This is a genomic window from Vibrio aquimaris, from assembly GCF_009363415.1.
GTDB classification, from domain to species: Bacteria; Pseudomonadota; Gammaproteobacteria; order Enterobacterales; family Vibrionaceae; genus Vibrio; species Vibrio aquimaris.
Genome location: NZ_CP045351.1, coordinates 1046900 through 1066722 on the forward strand (window position 1 = coordinate 1046900; position 19823 = coordinate 1066722).

The following is a 19823-nucleotide window of genomic DNA, read 5'->3' on the forward strand; positions in this document are numbered from 1 at the left end:
ACAATGTTAACTAGGCGCTGTTATTCGCCGCCAGTGACTGAGGAGAAATCTATGTCCACTAAACCATCAAGACTATGGCTTGGGCTGTATTTGTTTGTCATGGGTATTATTGCTGTGAATATCCATATACAAATGATGCATTTGGGGGTGTTGTACCCTCAATGGAAACCGACACAATGGATAAATACCGTTATGTTTGTTATTCAAAGCTTAGGGGTATTATGGCTGAGTTTGCAATTGGTGCGTTGGAAGTCATCAATCAGCTTTGCTCAACAATTTGGCATCGCTTTTGTCACTATGGCTGCAATCCAAGAGCTTTTTATCCGTTTACCACTTACTGCTGGCTATACGGTGGACCAGAAGTATCTATTTGTCTGGGTTTTAAGTTATCTTCCCGAACTTTTAGTCACCTTTGCGACAACGCTTGGCGTTATTAGCTTTCATCGATACTTAACAAGGCGTTATAATCTCCTTGTCACAGCAATAGTAGTCACTTTTTATAGCGTTGGGGTACATCTCTGGCTAACCCCATTTTTACAAGAAATGGTGGACCCACTGGCTCAGTATCTTACTCCGCCATCCGATTCGGGTGTGCTGTCATTCCCATATCCTAAGATAGTCGACATTATCGCATCGGTGACCTTTATTGAACCTATGATTGCCGCCTATTTTGTGTGTTACTTGATTGGTCAAAATGGTACTAGAAACTTATACGTTCTGCTAAAAACCATCGCTGCTCTATTAATACTGACTAAAAGCGGCGCAAAATTTGTATTTTATATGTGGATTTCAACGATCGATGATTTGATGGACCGTTTGCTGAGTATCAGTCAATTTACCCTCGAGTGGGTGTTTATTGGCGTGGCGGTCAGTGTTGCTGCTGGGTACTTTCAATCAAGGAAAAGTAGGGCAGTCTCTCTCACCAATGCTACTGACTAAACTCCTGGTATCCTATTGAGATAAAGCAAACAAGGTTCAGTTTTCTGAATTCTGGCTAGGATATAGTCTTGTTTTCGTCTACTTGATTGATAATAAGGCTGTTTATGTTTGATTCGATTCCGATACGTTCACTTGTTTTGGTTTCATTAATCGCCAGTAATATGGCGTGTGCAGCGAGTGCTGACACGCCATATGTGATTGATGATGAGATGGTAAAAAGGCAAGTGGCTTTATCTCCCAATAAGGAGCCTAAAGCTCCCAGTCCATCTGATTATGGGTTTGGTCCGGATGGGCGTTTTTATCACCCAAAGGAAGCGCCAAGCTCGCATCAGGCACAGCCGTTTGAAGGCCAGTTGGACTATTGGGATACACAAAGCTATCAGCATAATATGACGGTTGAAGCCTATTATCCGATTACGGTTGAGCCTTTTCATACTTGGCAAAATATGGTGGATTTTGATGGCAAGCGCTACTTATATCAGTACGTCAGAGGTGACTTAAAAATCTTTGATGTGACTAATCCAAAAGATGTGCGCTTGCTATTAACTAAAGGTCATACTTGGGGAAAGTCTGGCCCTGGAGAGCCGCAATCACCTTTCAAAGACGGAGAAATGATGGGTGCAGCCTCGATTCAATGGAGTGAGTCTGAGCAAAGTTATGTGATGGTGCAAGCCTATGAAGTTAGGCGCTTTGGCTTACTTAAGGATAAATATCGTAGTCCAGAGCAAGTTAAAGCCATTCGGCAAAGTCAGCACTTAAAAGGCTTTAAAGTTTACAGCATGAAAGGGCCCATGCCAGAAGATTGGACTTTGCTTGCTGAGCGCACCACAGATATTCTTCACCCAGATGCGCCAGTTGGTCAACAGCAAGGCTCCGGTGTACGCGATATCCCAGTGTATTATGGTGACGGCGTTATGTATCTTGCTGCTGCCCCAGATAAACGATATGCCCTAACTGAATATGCCAACGATCTTTATAGCGCGGGCTATCAGGCGTGGGATATGTCGGACCCTCGCAACCCTCGTTTGCTTGATATGCTGTCGGTTCCGGGCCAAATTGTCGGTGACGCTGAGCATGAAAAGGTGTATCAAGATAATCCGAGAGCAGGTAATCGCACGTCTTGGATGGGCGCTCGTATGTCATTATTTTTGAGTGATAAAGATGCGGACTATGCCTATGCAGCGATGGGTGGATTAGGTTTTTATGTGGTCGATATCCGTGATCCTAGTCAGATGAAGGTTGTAGGACATCTGAACTTTCCACCGAGCGTAGCAGGCACAGAGGGGGATTTTATTGATGTGTCTCAAGTCCAAGAGACGGGTCTAGTTTACTACAGCGGCTATCCACTCAATGAAGACTGTTATGAACCCTATAAGGACGTTTATATCATCGATGTGTCAGAGCTCAGTAGCCCGGCAGTAAAAGGAGTCTTGCCTCGTCCTATGCCGCCAAAACAGGCAGACTTTAAAGACTATTGTCAGCGCCGAGGTAGCTTTGGTCCCAAACGAACAGGAGCCTACCATCAGCCAGGCACGTCCAAATCAGGTTTGCTGCCCTACAACTTCTACAATGCTGGTCTACAAGTGTTTGATGTTTCCAAGCCAAATGAACCGTCTGTCGTAGCTTATTTTGTTCCACCTTTTTCACCAGACAAAGTGGTTGACTATGCCATGGGTAACTTATCTCATTCTGTCTATGTTGAGTACGACCGAAACTTATTTTGGCTTTTCACTAACCATGGTTTCTATGTCTTGTCGAGCCCAGTGCTAGGAGAGCCTAGCTTCCAAGCACCGAAGAAATCATGGCCTATTAAAGGAGAATAACGGCATACTCAACATGAAAATTCTTCATGTTGAGTATGAAGAATACTAACTTTAACTTGCTTGCTATTGTGGTTTAATGACTACTTGGATGTTAAGACGTATGGATGTCTAAATGGTTGGGCTTACAATATTAGATGGTGGAATGGGGCGCGAGTTACAACGCATTGGCGCGCCCTTTTCTCAGCCTTTGTGGAGTGCGCAAGCACTGATCGAATCACCAAAGCATGTCAAACAAGCTCATCACGGCTTTATCGATGCAGGCGCACAAATCATAACCGTCAATAGTTATGCTTGTGTACCTTTCCATTTAGGTGAAACTCTTTATGCGGAAAAAGGATATGCGTTGGCTCAGCAAGCCGCGCAGCTTGCCCGAGAAGTGGAACAAGAGACAGATAAAGAAGTGCTAGTTGCTGGTTCGATCCCTCCGGCTTTTGGGTCTTATCGTCCAGACTTATTTGATGCGCAAAGAGCACAGGAAATCACATCCCATTTAGTCGATGCTCAGCAGCAATATGTGGATGTCTGGTTGGCAGAAACGGTTGCAAGCCTTGGCGAAATGAGGGTGATTACGCAGGTTTTGTCTGATACTGATAAGCCAGTATATATCTCTTTTACCCTGCAAGATGAGACTGGCCAGTCACCATGCCTTCGTTCTGGAGAGCCAGTTTCTGACGCAGTTTCCGAGCTGCTGGAGAAAAATGTGGCAGGTATCTTCTTTAACTGCTCAATACCTGAAGTGATCGAACATGCGATCCAAGAAGTGAATCAAGTAACAGAGCAAACCGGTAAGGCGCTTATTATTGGCGTGTATGCCAACAGCTTTGCGCCGATTAAATCTGATCATCAAGCCAACGAATCTTTACAAGAGATGAGACACTTCTCACCTTCGGAATACCTTGAATATGCGCAAAAATGGTATCAACTGGGCACGAGTGTCATTGGGGGTTGTTGTGGTATCGAGCCAAGCCACATCCAAGCATTATCGAACTGGAGAGATAGCCTTGAAAAATCTTAACTTAGGACTGGCTATCCCTGCGATTGTAACGGTTTTATTTATATTGTTGGTTTCATCGCTTTACCCAGAGCAAGCTCAAGGCTTAGCGGGTAATGCGATGACTTTTGTTACTGATTGGTTTGGCTGGTTGGTACAACTGAGCAGCCTTGCGCTGGTTGGTTTTTTGCTGTGGTTGGCGTTTTCAAAATACGGAAATATTCGTTTGGGTGACGATAAGCCTGAATACTCCAATTTCTCTTATGGAGGAATGATCTTTACTGCAGGTGTTGGGGCCTCTTTAATTTATTGGGGAATTGGCGAACCCATGTATTATCTGCAATCGCCTCCTCTTTTCGCAGAAGCTAATAGTTACAGCGCCGCAGCCTGGTCTGTTACTTATTCTATTTTTCACTGGGGGATCACTGGCTGGGCGATTTATTGTTTCCCTGCGATTCCGTTTGCTTATGCCTTTTACGTCAAAAAGCAACGAACTTTGAAGCTTTCTACCTTGTGTGAGCCAGTACTAGGTCGCAATAAATTCATTGCGAAATGTATCGACTTGCTGGCGATTTTTGGCACCTTATCGGCTTTCGCTAGCTCATTGGCATTGACGGTTACTCTTCTTAGCGCGGGCACTGCTCAGTTATTAGGCGTCGAGAATAACCTCGTTTTGCAAGGCAGTATCATATTGCTGTTCGTGCTGGTTCTTTTTGCTGTCACCTTGGTGGGCTTTAACAAAGGAATCAATAAGGTATCTGACTATACTGTGATATCGGCGATTATTTTCGCTCTCTTTGTTCTGTTCTCGTCCAATGTACAATTTATTTTGAATAACTTCACCGACTCTGTTGGGGTCATGCTTGATAGTTTTTTCCGCATGTCACTTTGGACAGATCCGGTGCAGCAAAGTGGTTTTCCGCAAGCTTGGACCCAGTATTATTGGTTCTGGTATTACGCTTATCTGATCATGATGGGTTTATTCATTACCCGTATATCCCGAGGTCGTACGATACGCGAAGTTATTCTTTATTCCATTTCGATGGGCTCTTTGGGTTGTGCGTTCTTTATCTCTATTTTTGGTGGTTATGCGGTTTGGGCTCAGTTATTGGGGGGGTATCCAATCCAAGATTGGATGAGTGAAGGCGGACTTACTTTTGCTGTAGTATCTTTAATTCAAACACTACCCGCTAAGAACTTGGTTCTTGCTCTGTTTTTGATTATCCAATTCTTTTTAATGCTGACGACGATGTCGAGTGCGAGTGTTGCTACCTCTATGCTGACGACTAACCAGTTGTCCTTAAATGGAGACCCAGATATTAAGGTTAAGCTTCTTTGGGCAGCAGCCATTGCCTTGATTAGCTTTAGCGTGTTTCTAACCGGAGGAGGCATCAATACCATAAAATCGCTTTGTGTGGTCGCTGGGCTTCCTATGATGTTTATTTATGGCATTTTGATAAAACAAATCATGATGGAGCTTAAGGGTAAAAGCGAGCTAAGGGAGCCTCTCACGCAGCCATTAGTATCTAAAAAGTTGATCGCCTAGCGGTAAGAAATATCAAAAAGCAGACCAAGAGTAGAGGCAGTGACGGGCGGTTCTTGTTAAGATGAAATGTATCAGTGCAGTCGCCTAGGAGATTTCATGCTTAACTCTGTCACAGCCAAAGCCGTCATTGATCATGCCCTATTCTTAGGTGCTGATTTTGCCGAACTATTCGTTGAACATCACCAGACGAATACGGTTCAAATTGCTTCAAGTGAGGTAGATAAAGTTAATTCGGGTATCGATTTTGGTATCGGTATCCGGCTTTTTTATGGCCCAAAAGTCCTGTATGGCTACACCAATAGTACGGATGAAACTGAATTAAAACGCGTTACGTCTTTGCTTGCAGCCAAAGATAAACGTGAGCAAATTGCCTCAGCAGGAGAGTTGAATTTAAACCCTTACTCAGTTCAACACGGCTGCACAATGCCTCTTAGCCAAGATGCAAATCTCGATGCGAAAATTGCCTTTTTGCTGGATGCAGATCGAGCAGCGCGTGAAGAAAGTGAATGTATTAGTCAGTTTATCGGCAGCGTCCTTCAACGTGAGCAGAAAGTCGCTATCTTCAATTCCGATGGATTACAAGTGGATGATACTCGTCATTATATTCGCGTTGCAGGTAATACTGTTGCGCAAAAAGGTTGCGAGCAAACATCTGGCTCTGAAGGTCCCGGCGCTCTGTCAGGTTGGGAGTTAAGTCAGCACTTGGATGCGAAAGATCTTGGGCAAACTATTGCAAGGCAAGCTTTGGTGAAATTAGGTGCAGATGCGTGCCCGTCAGGTGAAATGCCAGTCGTGATCGGTAATGGTTTCGGTGGTGTGATTTTCCATGAGGCCTGTGGTCACTTGCTTGAAACGACAGCCGTTGCTAAGAAAGCTTCTGTATTTCATGACAAAATGGGTGAGATGATTGCACACTCTACGGTAAGCGCGGTAGACGATGGCACTATGACCAACGAATGGGGATCAATTCATATTGATGACGAAGGCATGCCGACGCAGCGTACTCAACTAATTAAAGATGGTCGATTGACCAGTTTTATGGTTGATAAAATGGGAAGTCTAAAAACAGGTTATCAACCAACGGGTTCTGGTCGTCGTCAAAACTACAAGTTTGCCCCAGCTTCACGGATGAGAAATACCTTTATCGAAGCGGGCAGTCATTCTCTTGATGATATGTTTGCTGGTATAGAGCGAGGTATTTACGCCAAAAAAATGGGAGGAGGCTCAGTTCAACCCGGTACTGGAGAGTTCAACTTTGCGGTGAGAGAAGCTTACTTGATTGAAAATGGCAAAGTGACCAAACCACTCAAAACGGCGACCCTAATCAGTACGGGACCGAAAGTGCTTAAAGAAATCAGTATGGTTGGCCAAGATATGGCTTTGGCACCGGGAATGTGCGGTTCGGTCAGTGGCTCTGTTCCTACCACAGTTGGTCAGCCTTCGCTTAAAGTAGACAATATTTTGGTTGGAGGTGGCAACTGATGAGCCAAGAACAACTTTTAAAATCCGTGGATTACGTGTTATCTAAAGCCAAACAACATGGCGTTGAAGCGGATGTGATTGTCAGTCGCAACAGCAGTTTTTCTCTAAAAGCGAACCAAGGCCAGCTTGATGAATATAAGGTAAGCTCAAGTCAAGTTATGGGTGTCCGCGTTATCAAACAAGCACGTGTAGCGACCAGTTATTCCGAGTCATTGGAGCCATCCAGTTTAGATTCGATGTTGGCTAATGCGTTAGAAAGCGCACGATTTGCCAAGCAAGATGAGCATCAAACTATCGCTTGTATCGATAGTCAGATTGAAACTGACGTAGCTGAGCTGGCACAGCAAGACACAGCATCAGTCGATGAGAAAATTGAACTAGCCCTTGGGTTAGAGCAAAACCTTGTCGATAAGTCGGAAGGCGTCAGTTCACCTTACAATGGCTATAGCGATGGTGAAGTCGAGCTTATTGTAGCGAATACTAAAGGCAGCTTGTGTCAGCACTTTGAACGCTCGTTTAGCTGTTATGTGTACGCCTTACTTGAGCAAAATGGTAAACAAGCCATGGCGGGTAAAATGTCGGTCGGTCGACGTTTCACTGATTTAAATCCGAACTTATGTGTTGACGAAGGTTATCATCTAGCTCAAGAGCTACTGGATGGTGCTCCAGTGGCAACCGGAAATTACTCTGTTGTGTTCACTATTAATGCCCTCAGCAGTTTATTTGGCGTTTTTGGTAGTGCTTTTTCTGGTGTGAGTGCAATGAAAGGAGTGACGCCGCTTGCCGACAAAGTTGGACATAAGGTTGCCAGCGAACTGATTTCTCTGTCAGATGTGGCCTATATGCCGAGCGGTATGGCGATTTCGGGCTTTGATAGTGAAGGTTTTGCTACCCAAGACAACATCTTGATTGCAAATGGAGAGCTGAAAACCTTACTGCATAATAGCCATAGCGCAAGTTATTCGGGGGTTAAATCGACAGCAAGCGCTGCGCGAGGGGCAAAATCTAGCTTGGATGTTTCGGCTAACCACAAAGTGATTGCACTTGGTAGTAGTAGCCTTGCTGAAGTCCAGTCTGGTGAATATCTTGAACTTGTAGAGCTGCAAGGTGTTCATTCTGGCGCTGATGTTGTCAGTGGCGATTTTTCGTTTGGTGCTAGTGGTTTTTTGTGTCGTGATGGGCTGCGTATTCAACCGGTGCGCGGAATAACCGTGGCTGGTAATTTCTACAAGATGTTAGCTGAAGTGGATGCTGTAGGGGACACACAAATAGTCAATGACAGTCATACCTTCTTTGCACCAGACATTCGATTTGCTCGATTAAGTATCGGCGGTAAATAAACCCAAAAGTCTAAGAGAGGACTCGTTGAGTCCTCTTTTGTTTGCCTATAAATTGGAAAACTATACCAAGTTTTAAGATGAGCAACTGTAGTGAGAAACGCCGCCAGAGGCAAAAAACTCTAGCGGTCTTAAACGATAGTATTTTTCCTCTACTTGTGATGATTGTTCACCATAAGGATCTTGAAGTACTTCTTCTAACTCATGAATAAGTGAATAATCCCCTTGCTCTGCTTGCTGATAGGCAGGCACAACCAGCCATTCTCGCCATGTATACTTGGGATTCACTTTTTTCATCTGATTCGACGCAGATTCAGGACTTGAAGTGGAAAGAACCTTGTTTCGCCATGAAGACAACCATTGCTGCCAATCATTAAGGATTTCTTCACTTGGCTTGGCGTAGAAGCTCGTCTCAATACCTGACAGGTCATCTGGAATATGACAAAGCTCGCGGAACAAGATGGTGTAGTCGACATGGGTTTTCATCATCAGAGTAATAAGTTGATTGAAAAGAGCATTGTCGAATGTTTCCCAGCCAAGTTTGTCTGCCCACATCTGACTGACTTTACTCTGTATCATAGGCGAAAAGCCTTGACAAATATCCTCCAATTGTTCTTTATGCTCTGGTGAAGAGTGCAACAGTGGCTTGAGTGCGGCGCAGAAGGTTTCAAAATTTTTTTCTGCAGCCAAGGGCTGATTTAGAAAGGCGAAATGGTTTCCACCGCCTGTCCATGGTTGGAAATAAGGCTCAAAGTATTCACAAAAACCGAATGGTCCGTAATCTAGCGTGAAGCCTCCTGCAGCGCAGTTGTCACTGTTGAAGTTACCTTGGCAGTAGCCGACACGAATCCAATTAGTGACAAGAGAGGTTAATCTCTCTCGAAATTTATCGGCAAGAATAACGACTTTCTGTGTGAGTGGCAGTGAGTGCTCAATCTCGTCTCGATATTCTCGCTCTATGATATGCAGCACTATCATCTCGAGTTCTTTCATGGCATCAGCATCAGTAAGGCTGCGAGCACGACGACTAAAGAGCTCAAGCTGACCGACTCGTAAGAAAGAAGGTGCGACTCGTGTGGTAATCGCAACGGGGTTAGACACCATGATGTCGGGGTTCTCTGAGCGAGTACCTTCACTATACCATGGCCTGTCGACAGTCTCTGATTGAGATACAAAAAGGCATAGTGATCGAGATGAGGGGATCCCTAAAGCATGCATGTATTCTTGAGCAAGATATTCTCGCACGCTTGAGCGAAGCACCGCTCTGCCATCGGCTCCTCGGCAATAAGGCGTTGGACCACCGCCTTTCAGTTGCATTTCCCAGCGTTTATTATTCAGCACACCTTCAAATACTGAAATGGCTCGCCCGTCACCGTAACCATTACCGGTTCCAAATGGGCACTGTTGTATGTATTCGGTACCAAAGATTGAGAGTGCATAACCCGTTGCCCAGCCTATATTTTTCATCTCCTCTGGCACATGGTTCATGTCGCCGGAAAAAAGGCGTTGGAACTCTTCTGATCTTGCTAGTTTGCCACAGAGGCCTAATTCTTTAAAAAACGTCTCACTGTGACTGATGTAAACAGGATCAGCAATTGGAGAAGGTTTGACTGGAACATAGTGCCCAGAGAGCACTTGTCTTGGCAGATGATCCTCACCACTGCTTGTTGCATCTGGATCTGAGTGTAGAGTGTTGAGCAAAGAGTAGTCTGCGTTCATAGCAAAGTCCTCCATATTTTTTATGAAATGCGGTGCTTCAGTGCCATTTGGTTTAGTCACAACTTTTATGCTCCAGTCAATAGTCTTATTGATGAGTCATAATACGTTCTTTAAAAAAAAACGCATCAATGATTGATATCAAAATTGGTGCAGGTTGTGTGATTGGCGACCTTCTTTTTCTATTCTGTCAGCACCTTAAGATTTGCTGTACATCTGAATGAAATTGTAGGGAATGCCATAATCAGATAAAGATACTCTGGTTTTACTGCATACGCTAATTACTTAACTATCATTAATTGTGTACATTGGTCATTTATCGCTTCGGTTATGCGACAACACTTTCTTTTATTTTTAAAGCCACGGATTTAAACACTATGATTTGGACATCAAAACTAAAGCAAAAAAATCAAGAACTTCAAGATAAAATCGACGAACTTGAGTTGAAATATCAAGCGTCTTTGGAAGATATTCAGGCATTAAAAGCTGATTTGGAAGAGAAAAGCACATCACAGCAACAAAGAGGTTTATCGTCTCAAGTACTGCCCCTAATAGTTGGGAGCAATACTCTAATAGATAGAATAAGAAACGGTTTGGCAGATTCTGCAACTGAACTTGAGCACGAAACAAGGGTATTGGAAGACATTGGTGATACATTTACTGAAGCAGAAAGAGCATTGGCCAAATTGTCTGAGAGTGCCCTTCATATTCGAGAACAGTCATCAAATAGTATGACATCTGCAGAAACACTCTCTGATACAGCTTCTAATATTAGTCACCTTGTAGGAGCAATCCAAGAAATATCCGAACAAACGAACCTTTTAGCACTAAATGCCGCCATTGAGGCAGCGAGGGCAGGAGAAGCAGGACGTGGGTTTGCAGTTGTTGCTGATGAAGTAAGAACCCTAGCGGAAAAGGCAAACAAATCAAGTGAAGAAATTGAAGCACTGGTAAAAGCTATTTTGGCACAGTCTTCTGAAATTAAGCAATCAATTCAGAATGATGCTCGGAGTGTAGAACAAGTCGTAATATCTTCTGATGCAATACGTTCATCGCTCAATGACGTTCTTGAAAGCTCAGAAAATATGAAGCGAGTTATTTATGATAAGGCTTCGAGAGCATTTTTGGATACTGTAAAAATGGACCATATGGTGTGGAAAAATGCGGTATACAAACACGTTGTAAATGAAGATTTTAATACTCAAGTTAACAAGCATACTGAATGCCGTCTTGGAAAGTGGTATTTTGAAGGTAAGGGAAAGCAGTTGTATAGCCATCTGAATAATTTCAAGTCACTTGACGCTCCCCATAAGCAAGTTCATGAGTCAGGCAGATTAGCACTTGAGTCAGGAAAAGCAGGTGATACACAAGCTATGTTCAAACATCTAAACACTATGGAAGCGGCGAGTGAAGAAGTTGTCGCTCTATTAGAACGGTTGATTGATGATATTAATGAGAGTAAAAGGTAAGTGTTTTGATCTATGGTCACACTCAAAAAGTATAAACAGCTGGTCGAATTAAATATTGATAACTATACAATGAATAAAATTAACCCCGCTAAGCTTGCGAATAGTAAATGGACAGCTGTTTCCCCTTTAAAACGAGAAAAGCACTTTTTAGTGACTGACGCCGAATATGATGTGGAAGGAAGGGTTGTTTCTTGCACCCTGCAAGCCATTCTTTCAAAAAATGACTATCTTATCGATTGGCATGATTTAAAAGACGCAAGCCAGTGGCAATATGGGTGGAAGTAGTCTTGATAGCCGTTAAGTAATAGATTCAATCTCTAACAACAGCAAGCAAGACATTATTATGGTGCAATGGCCCTGTATACTTAAACTTGAAGGAGACTCTGAGCTGATTTTTCTCGCCAGCGAACAAGCTTTATCCAGCGAACTCGACGGTCTGATTTTTAGCTCGTCCGATTGTCTGATTGACGGCCTTGGTCAAACCTATCAAGTCAAATCCTGCCGACCTGGCTATACGCTTGAATCACGGGATCGAATGCTCTCACTTGACTGTGTTACTGAGCTTATTCAGGAGCACCAGTTTGCTCACGCCGAAGTGTGTCTGACGAAAATCCAGTTCACTTCGATTGCTGAGGCTATCAACTCTATAGTGGTGTTGTAGCGAGAAGTTGCCAATGCTGGTCTCACCTTACGCCCACACTTCGATAGGATGGTTTGGCTTTATTTGTAACTAATAATAGAATCACTTAACTAATTTGTGTTATGTTATAACATATCCAAAGTGGTTGAAGTTGTGATGTAATGGAAAACCTGAATTCACCCATTCTATCAATCAAGCATCTTTGCGTTGACGGTCCTGATCACTGGCGAGCTGTTTCAGATGTTACCTTCGATGTTTATTCAGGTGAATGTGTGGCTATTATTGGTCCGAATGGTAGCGGAAAGTCAAGTCTGCTTAAAGCTATTATGCAAGAATATCGAAGTGTTTCTGGCTCTATTGAAGTCTCAGGTCAGCGTATTGAGTGCTTGCATCGGCAAGATATGGCCAAACGTATTGCTTTGGTTGCTCAGCATGAACATGTTGATCCACGAATGAGAGTGACTGAGTACGTGGGTTTGGGGCGGTTACCACATCGCTTTTGTTGCACGAATAAAGAGCATGATAGGGCCATAACACAAGCCATAGAAGATGTTGGCCTCGCTCATAAAAGTCAAATGTATTTTGGACAGCTGTCCGGAGGAGAGCAGCAAAAAGCCAGCATTGCTCGTGCTTTCGCTCAAGAACCTAGAATTCTACTTCTTGATGAGCCTACTAATCATCTTGATCCATTGGCCCGCCTTGAATTGTTAGCGCTTATAAAGAAAAAAAACGTCGCGTCAGTTGCGGTGTTGCATGATTTGCCTTTGGTCACTCCTTTTGCTGACAAAGTGCTACTTATGTCAGAGCAAAAAATGTCGGCATATGGGGCGCCAGATATCTTATTACAAGATGAGTTTATGACGCCTGTTTTTGGTTTACGTGTGATTCCATTTAAGCACCCCAACATCGATTGCACCATTCATCATTTTGAAGCCGCGTCATCTAACCATTGTTCACCCTCAATAGGAGCTCAGCTATGAAGCGGCTTTTCGGTTTTGCCCTCTCTTTGCTACTTTTTCTGCCATTGTCTGTCGCGTTTGCGAAAAGCACCGTTTACCCTGTCACAATCGATAATTGCGGAAACCCATTGATCATTGAACAGCGCCCCTCACGCGCTGTCATCCACGATATCAATATGTCAGAAATGGCGTTCTCCCTTGGTCTGCAAAAGGATATAGTTGGTGTCACAGGCATCACTGGCTGGTATAAAATGTCACCTTCTTTTAAACAGCGGTTAGGAAAGATTCCAGAGCTTGCTCCCAAATACCCATCACTTGAAACCCTTATCGCTTCAAAAGCGGATTTCTTTTTTGCCGGATGGAATTATGGGATGAAAGTTGGCGGCGATGTTACTCCAGAAACGCTCAAGCCATACAAGATAGATACACTGATTCTTAGTGAAAGCTGTAGCCATACGATAAGTTCTCAGCAAGCTGCGAGCATGGACCTTTTGTATGATGATGTTAAAAAACTAGGTGTCATATTTGATGCACAAGACAAAGCCGATCATTTGATTGCGTCCTGGAAAGCACGTATTGAGAAAGTCAGTGAGAGTAACCCGTTGAAAAGCGATTCTCCCGTAAAAGTATTCTTATATGATTCCGGACAGGATAAACCTTTTACGGCTGGCAAATATGCTATGCCAAATGCTCTTATTGAAGCTGCTGGTGGTATCAACGTGACAAGTAAGATGTCTGCTGGCTGGGCGACAACGTCATGGGAAAGTGTTGCTCAAATGAATCCAGATGTGATCATATTACTTGATTATCAAGGTGCGAATGGAGCCGATTCACTGCAACGTTTTTTGGAAGCTCATCCATTAATGAAGTATACCAACGCGGTTAAGTCAGCTCGCTATGTTCGACTGAGATATGAGCAGCTTACCCCTGGCCCTGCCAATATTGAAGCTATTGAAAAAATTGCAGAAGCTATCCGTCCTAAATATTTCTAAGTCTGTTTGGTTTTAGTCGTGGTTAAATATCTACTCGCATGGCTTGTTGGAGTTTTTGCACTGGTGACCGCTTTTATGCTCAGCATTAAGTTTGGCTCAGTAACGTTATCATTCTCAGACTTAGCATCGGCGTTGGCTGAGCTTAGCCGAGATGAACTGAGTATTACCAGTCGTATTTTGGTCGACATTCGATTGCCAAGAGCGATACTCGCAGTTATCGCTGGAGCTGGTCTAGCTATGGTTGGTGGTTTACTCCAAACATCGACTCAAAATGACTTAGCTGATCCTTTCTTGTTTGGGTTGTCGTCAGGTGCATCAGTTGGCGCCGTCTTAATCCTTACTCAGTTTGGCGATGCATTGGGTATATGGTCACTGCCGATTGCTGCTTTCACAGGTGGGATAGTATCGGCTGCTGCTGTTATTTCTCTTTTTACGATACAAAAGAGGAAAGGGGGAAATGACCTCATATTGTGCGGTTTGGCCATCTCTTTCTTATTTGGCGCTTTGACGAGCTTTTTAATTTATTCAGGTGACCAACGTGCAGCCAGCTCGATTCTATTTTGGACTATGGGGGGATTAGGCCTTGCCCGTTGGGAGAATATCGGCTTTGCAGCTTGTGGTGTACTTGTGATCTTGGTATTAGTTTTTAAACGTTGTCGACAACTTGATACCTTGTTGGTCAGTGAACAAACCACTCGTTCTTTAGGTATTAACGTACATCGTCTTAAGAGCGAAATTTTTTTCTGTTGCGCACTTTGCACTGCTTCAATTGTGTCACTGACTGGTGTGATTGGCTTTATCGGGCTTATGGTTCCTCATCTTGTGCGCCCGTTTTCAAGTGTGACACATAAGCAGTCCATTCCTTTGATCGCGCTATGGGGGGCGGTCATTTTACTTTTTGGTGATTTGATCAGTAGAACTGTTCTCGCACCACAAGAATTACCTGTTGGTATAGTTACCGCGGCTTTAGGTGGTTTGTTCGTACTTTACCGTGTGGGGTACCAAAAATCATAAATGTGTTATGGATGAATATTATGAAAGATGTAAAAGGCGTATTTAGAAACTTAGAGAAAATGCTGGAACAAGCCAGTTGGTTTGATCATGGTTGGGAGATCTATAATCGTGGAAGCTACCTCCAGCTCTACAAAGAGAATTGGTGTAACCACAACCAAGGTGGTATTCATTTTGAAACTTTTATTGAAGGACCACAAATTAAGCAGAAATCTTTTCCTGTTTGTATGCACGCAGAGGAAGACTGCCCATCTCAGTCTGAATTTATCCGTCAATTTCTAGAGTTTGAACAAGAGCGTATTGTCAGTTGGAAAGGATATAAAGTTTTGACAAGCAGTTATGGAATCTGTCAGCGCACTTTACCACTTAATTTTAAAAATTTGGAACAACGTATCTTTGAGGAGTTTAACCGACTGCGCACACTAGAAGCGAGTATCGATCAGGTACTCTCAAATGTGTAGCCTCAGAGTGATGAACATATAAACATAGGTGTAATGATGAAAAAGAATAAAAGTCCATGTATTGATATTTGTGAGTTTTCTGGACCTAAAGGATGGTGTATCGGTTGCGGTCGCACCAGAGATGAATGTCAAAAATGGAAAACACTCAAACCCTATGCTTTGAATATTTTATGCAAGGAACTCGATAGGAGAATGGCACAAATAAAGCAAAATTAGATTGGAGTGCAGAGATTTCCCCATCGTCTGCACCTGCTATCCCACCTTTCTCACGCCTTTATTTCTCCCTATGTTGATTTTTCACACAACAAATAACCATTCGATTTGTAATGAAATTTTGCTAATCAAAACTCAATGGTATTTGAGTATTTAACTTACATTTTGCATGGGTATTATAGTACAAGCTTTGTTGCCTTTTGCTTTGGAGACATTGATGAAACCGACTACGAAACGACATCAAGACATTACCGAAGTGCTCGATAAGCCATTCACCATTCGGGTGGATGGGAAACCTATCCCAGCCGTTGAAGGCGAAAGTGTCCTCAGTGCTTTACTTGCATCAAATATACGTTAGTTTATGACTAACGATTATGGCACTAGCTCTGGCCCCTATTGTGGAATGGGCGTGTGCCATTGTTGCCTATTGCATGTTAATGGCCGTTTTAAGCAACGAGCCTGCCAAACTCTAGTGAAACCTGATATGGAGATAGAAACCAACCGCAATCAGGTATTAGAGAAGGGGAAGAACCATGGGTAAGAAAGTCGTTATTGTTGGAGCTGGACCTGCTGGAATATCAGCGGCCACTGAACTTGCAAAATTTGGTGTGCACACCACTGTGATTGATGAAGCGCCAAAAGTAGGTGGTGTAATCTATCGTGGTCCTTTGCGAAAAACCCATGATTTGCCCCACTTAGACACTAAGCTCAAAAAAGCTATGGATAAATTGCAGGAGGATTATCGTAGTAACGCTTCATATATTGACCTTAAAACTCAAACGAAAGTCTTGGGGCCTTTAGCTGATAGAACCTTACTCGTTAGCCACGATGGTAAGTTATCACAGGTTGATTATGACTATTTGTTGTTGGCTACAGGTTGTCAAGAACGCAGTATTCCTTTTCCTGGGTGGCAACTACCCGGGGTAATGCTTCACGAGCGTCAGCTAGTGGTTTATGGGCAATGGGCGAAGCAACTGGGCTAGGTTGCGGGGTGATTTTATTCAAAACCTTATCTAAACAGATGCAAGAATCGGGATCTGATATCGCGCCTAAAATGCAGCCTCATATCCTGCCTAAATCATTTTTTGATATGGCAATGATGTCAAATACTATGTATCCCAAATTATATAACGAGCTGATAGAGAATCATGGTGTTGACTTTAAGTTTGAGCAAACCGGGCTTAAGTTTCTTATGTTTGACCAGTATGATCGTATGTATGCTGAACAAATAGCCGCCGCAGTTCCAGATAGACATCAGCATGTTCGATGGTTGAGTCAAAGTGAGCTGCACTCAGAAGAGCCTAATGTATCTACACAGGCAATTGGCGCGATGGAGTTTGATTGCGACCATCAAATAAATCCTTACCGCCTTAATGAAGCGTATCTTGAAGCTGCAAGACAAAATGGCGTTGAACTTTATCTAAACACCAAAGTTACAGGAATTGAAAAGCATCAAAGTTGTATAACAGCGGTTGAAACGGAGCACGGAAAATTGCCCTGCAAAGTCATGATTAACGCCGCTGGAGCTTGGGCTGAGAATATCAGCCGCTGGGCAACCGGTTACGATCTGCCGGTTTTTCCTGTCAAAGGCCAAGTTATCATCACTGAAAAACTTCCCAAATTGCTTAATGGTTGTTTGACTACCAGCGATTGTTATATTGCTCAAAAAAACAATGGTGAGATATTGATTGGTTCGACAACCGAGGAGCGGGGTTTTGATACAACCAATGATATAAAATACATCAAGCAACTTGGGTTGGGCGCTATGAAGTCGATACCTGCTCTCAAAGACATGAACATCAAGCGTTGCTGGGCAGGGCTTAGGCCCGGCTCACCCGATGAACTACCAATTATTGGCTCTGTACTGGGTACTGAAGGGTATTTTAATGCTTGCGGACACTTTCGCACCGGTATGTTGACTTCAGCAATTACAGGGAAAATTTTGAATGAACTTGTCAGAGAGCGGCCAACGTGTGTCGACATATCGGCATTCTCGTACCAGCGTTTTCTCAACAAAAAGGGAGAAATGGTGGGCAAGTATCACCTAGACCATGCTCTATAGCTATTCTCAGCTTTGGCTCAAGAGTCAGTTAAGTCTGGCTCTTACGCCAATCGAATGAAAACGTTAAACTTAGAGTGTTAATTTTATCGTATCCAGTCTTTTTCTGATTACCTCAAACAGCGTGACACACAGCCTATGCTATTGATCATTATGGGCGTTATTAATCCACAAACATTCAAACAACGTGAATCTGGTCAAGCAATGAGACAAGCAGCGAAAGTGTCAGGCACTATACTTTTCGAGTTTGTCGAGGAAACAACAGTCCCCATAATGGAGTAGATCATGATTAATAAGCGTTTTTTTAAGACTAAAGATGAGGTAGAAGTGACTTTCGAGCTCTCGACTACTCAAGTGCGTGAGTCTGTTTCGATTGTGGCTGACTTCTCAGGTTGGCAGCCTATGGCGATGAAAAAAGTCAATAAATCAAATTCCTATAAGTTTAAAACGCGGTTACCTAAGGACAATCATTTTGAATTTCGTTACTTAATTGATGGCCACCTTTGGGTGAATGACCCGAATGCAGATAAATACCAATCTAATGGGTTTGGGTCCGATAACGGTTTAGTTTCAACTTTTCATAACCTTGAATTAAATTGACAAAATGACATTTTTATCAAAAATAGGTATTAGGAACATAGGTTGGCTCGTCTCTTTTTGATTTAATAATGACAATCAGAAGGTGACAAGCCTTCCATAAATACGTAATCTTAGTCTTTTGTTTTAACCATGTATAGGTCAAAGTGTGCAACCCAATAGTTTGAGATCCCGTTTTAGAGAGCTTTCTAAATCGAGAAAGATGATACTTTTGAGTCTTCCTATTGTTGCTGCATTGGTTATGTCTGCAACAAATAATACCAGTCAAAGTAGGCGTACAATTCACCTTTCTGTACAAGAATCGAGCCTTGTAAGTGACCAAAATAATCAGGCAGAGATAGTTCGTGACGTACCAGATTATGAGTACATCATAAAGAGAGGAGATAACCTTAGTGCTATTTTTGATCAGCTCGGCTTTGGTTATAGTGAACTGATGAAAATCATGGAAACGGACCTAAACTACTTGGCATTAGATACCTTGAGGCCCGGTAACACTCTGAGGTTTTGGCGCGATGCTGATACAAAGCGTCTTGCTAAAATGGAATTGGAATTCAGTATTGTTGACAGAGCCGTCTATAAATTACTCGATGATGGTAGCTACGCATTTAACGAAGTGAAGATTCCAGGGGTATGGAAAGAGCATGCATTAGTAGGAGAAATTGCGGGCAGCTTTTCTCAGTCCTTACATCGTGTCGGCTTAGGCAGTAGCGAAAATGAGCAAATCGTTACTTTGTTGAAAGATAAACTAAATTTTTCCAGAGACCTCCGTGCTGGAGACGTGTTTGAAGTTGTTCTATCGAAGCAGTATGTTGGAGATATAGATACAGGAAATAAAGAACTGCAAGCGATAAAAATTTATAACCGTGGCCGTGAAATTACTGCCTATTTGCACTCAGATGGCCAGTATTACGATAAAAATGGCAACAGTTTACAAAGAGCTTTTCAGCGCATGCCTGTTAGTGGAAACTATCGCCTTAGTTCAGGCTTTAATCCAACCAGAAAGCACCCTGTAACGGGTCGAATTGCCCCTCACAATGGCACTGACTGGGCGACTCCGACTGGAACGCCGATTCAAGCTACGGGAGATGGCGTAGTTATCATGACTCGCAAACACCCTTATGCGGGGAATTATGTAGTGATTCAACATGGAAGCCGTTATAAAACTCGCTACCTGCATTTAAGCAAAATTTTGGTCAGCAAAGGTCAAAAAGTGTCTCGCGGTCAGCGGATTGGTTTGTCAGGTTCTACAGGTCGTGTAACCGGTCCGCATATTCATTATGAGTTGATTGACCGAGGCCGTGCTGTTAATGCTATGACGGCTAATATACCTATGGCAAGCTCGGTTCCGAAAAGTGAAATGTTAGCATTTAAAGCACGCCGTGATGAGTTAGACATTATGTTGAGGCAGCAAGAAATTCAGCTTGCTGGCCATGCTGCATCTGAACCGACGGCAGGTTAACACTCGAAATGTAGTTGTTACGCTAAGATTGCCATTGAGTAAGAATAACTGAAACAATCAGTGGATGACTGTTTCAGTAGTTTAAATAGAAGCGCACACAATGCCAAGCAATGTGTGCGTTTTTTGTTG

At 43.2% G+C, this 19823-nt stretch carries 19 protein-coding genes and 2 pseudogenes; 20 read left to right on the plus strand and 1 reads right to left on the minus strand.

Annotation, left to right across the window (positions count from 1 at the left end):
- Positions 1–51 precede the first annotated feature (51 nt).
- From FIV01_RS19110 to FIV01_RS19135, 6 genes are all read left to right on the plus strand, one after another.
- Positions 52–939: a hypothetical protein gene (locus FIV01_RS19110; protein ID WP_152432542.1), complete on the plus strand. Its 888-nt coding sequence runs from the start codon at positions 52–54 to the stop codon at positions 937–939.
- Between the two features lie 104 nt (positions 940–1043).
- Positions 1044–2762, plus strand: coding sequence for an LVIVD repeat-containing protein (locus tag FIV01_RS19115; protein ID WP_152432543.1), 1719 nt, complete (start codon positions 1044–1046; stop codon positions 2760–2762).
- Positions 2763–2874: 112 nt separating this feature from the next.
- Positions 2875–3777, plus strand: a complete 903-nt coding sequence (locus tag FIV01_RS19120; protein ID WP_152432544.1) for a homocysteine S-methyltransferase family protein — start codon at positions 2875–2877, stop codon at positions 3775–3777.
- The gene (locus FIV01_RS19125; RefSeq protein WP_152432783.1) at positions 3764–5299 is read left to right on the plus strand and encodes a BCCT family transporter; all 1536 of its coding nucleotides are present in this window, start codon (positions 3764–3766) and stop codon (positions 5297–5299) included. The genes FIV01_RS19120 and FIV01_RS19125 overlap by 14 nt, the downstream gene beginning before the upstream one ends.
- Before the next feature lie 96 nt (positions 5300–5395).
- Entirely contained in the window at positions 5396–6781 is a 1386-nt protein-coding gene (locus FIV01_RS19130) for a TldD/PmbA family protein (protein ID WP_152432545.1), read from the plus strand.
- The gene (locus FIV01_RS19135) at positions 6781–8121 is read left to right on the plus strand and encodes a TldD/PmbA family protein (RefSeq protein ID WP_152432546.1); all 1341 of its coding nucleotides are present in this window, start codon (positions 6781–6783) and stop codon (positions 8119–8121) included. The genes FIV01_RS19130 and FIV01_RS19135 overlap by 1 nt, the downstream gene beginning before the upstream one ends.
- 72 nt (positions 8122–8193) lie before the next feature.
- Here the strand turns inward: FIV01_RS19135 and FIV01_RS19140 are convergent, their stop codons facing one another.
- Positions 8194–9837, minus strand: coding sequence for a protein adenylyltransferase SelO (locus FIV01_RS19140; RefSeq protein ID WP_246210488.1), 1644 nt, complete (start codon positions 9835–9837; stop codon positions 8194–8196).
- A 374-nt stretch (positions 9838–10211) separates the two neighbouring features.
- Between FIV01_RS19140 and FIV01_RS20970 the strand changes: the two are divergent.
- The 14 genes and pseudogenes from FIV01_RS20970 to shyA all read left to right on the plus strand — a co-directional run.
- Positions 10212–10880, plus strand: a pseudogene (locus tag FIV01_RS20970) (methyl-accepting chemotaxis protein); the annotation flags it as partial.
- Positions 10881–10982: 102 nt separating this feature from the next.
- Positions 10983–11303, plus strand: coding sequence for a CZB domain-containing protein (locus FIV01_RS20975; protein WP_246210543.1), 321 nt, complete (start codon positions 10983–10985; stop codon positions 11301–11303).
- Between the two features lie 69 nt (positions 11304–11372).
- Positions 11373–11588 carry a TIGR02450 family Trp-rich protein gene (locus FIV01_RS19150; RefSeq protein WP_152432785.1) on the plus strand — a complete coding sequence of 72 codons (216 nt, stop codon included), beginning with the start codon at positions 11373–11375 and terminating at the stop codon, positions 11586–11588.
- Positions 11589–11646: 58 nt separating this feature from the next.
- Positions 11647–11964 (plus strand): DUF4144 family protein, encoded by a 318-nt coding sequence (locus tag FIV01_RS19155; protein WP_152432548.1) that lies wholly within the window; start codon positions 11647–11649, stop codon positions 11962–11964.
- A gap of 140 nt (positions 11965–12104) precedes the next feature.
- Positions 12105–12923 carry an ABC transporter ATP-binding protein gene (locus FIV01_RS19160; protein ID WP_152432549.1) on the plus strand — a complete coding sequence of 273 codons (819 nt, stop codon included), beginning with the start codon at positions 12105–12107 and terminating at the stop codon, positions 12921–12923.
- Complete coding sequence (locus tag FIV01_RS19165; RefSeq protein ID WP_152432550.1) at positions 12920–13894, plus strand: ABC transporter substrate-binding protein; 975 nt, start codon at positions 12920–12922, stop codon at positions 13892–13894. Before FIV01_RS19160 ends, FIV01_RS19165 begins: the two co-directional genes overlap by 4 nt.
- Positions 13895–13954: 60 nt before the next feature.
- On the plus strand, positions 13955–14908 hold the full coding sequence (locus tag FIV01_RS19170; RefSeq protein WP_246210544.1) for a FecCD family ABC transporter permease: 954 nt from the start codon (positions 13955–13957) through the stop codon (positions 14906–14908).
- A gap of 20 nt (positions 14909–14928) precedes the next feature.
- Positions 14929–15366 (plus strand): hypothetical protein, encoded by a 438-nt coding sequence (locus tag FIV01_RS19175; RefSeq protein ID WP_152432551.1) that lies wholly within the window; start codon positions 14929–14931, stop codon positions 15364–15366.
- Positions 15367–15402: 36 nt separating this feature from the next.
- On the plus strand, positions 15403–15582 hold the full coding sequence (locus tag FIV01_RS19180) for a DUF1289 domain-containing protein (protein WP_152432552.1): 180 nt from the start codon (positions 15403–15405) through the stop codon (positions 15580–15582).
- Between the two features lie 214 nt (positions 15583–15796).
- Positions 15797–16120 (plus strand): annotated as a pseudogene (locus FIV01_RS19185) ((2Fe-2S)-binding protein).
- Complete coding sequence (locus FIV01_RS19190) at positions 16113–16562, plus strand: FAD-dependent oxidoreductase (protein WP_152432553.1); 450 nt, start codon at positions 16113–16115, stop codon at positions 16560–16562. Before FIV01_RS19185 ends, FIV01_RS19190 begins: the two are co-directional and overlap by 8 nt.
- On the plus strand, positions 16541–17641 hold the full coding sequence (locus tag FIV01_RS19195; protein ID WP_152432554.1) for an NAD(P)/FAD-dependent oxidoreductase: 1101 nt from the start codon (positions 16541–16543) through the stop codon (positions 17639–17641). The genes FIV01_RS19190 and FIV01_RS19195 overlap by 22 nt, the downstream gene beginning before the upstream one ends.
- A gap of 282 nt (positions 17642–17923) precedes the next feature.
- Positions 17924–18238: an isoamylase early set domain-containing protein gene (locus FIV01_RS19200; protein ID WP_152432555.1), complete on the plus strand. Its 315-nt coding sequence runs from the start codon at positions 17924–17926 to the stop codon at positions 18236–18238.
- A gap of 145 nt (positions 18239–18383) precedes the next feature.
- Entirely contained in the window at positions 18384–19694 is a 1311-nt protein-coding gene (gene shyA, locus FIV01_RS19205; RefSeq protein ID WP_484600473.1) for a peptidoglycan DD-endopeptidase ShyA, read from the plus strand.
- Positions 19695–19823 lie beyond the last annotated feature (129 nt).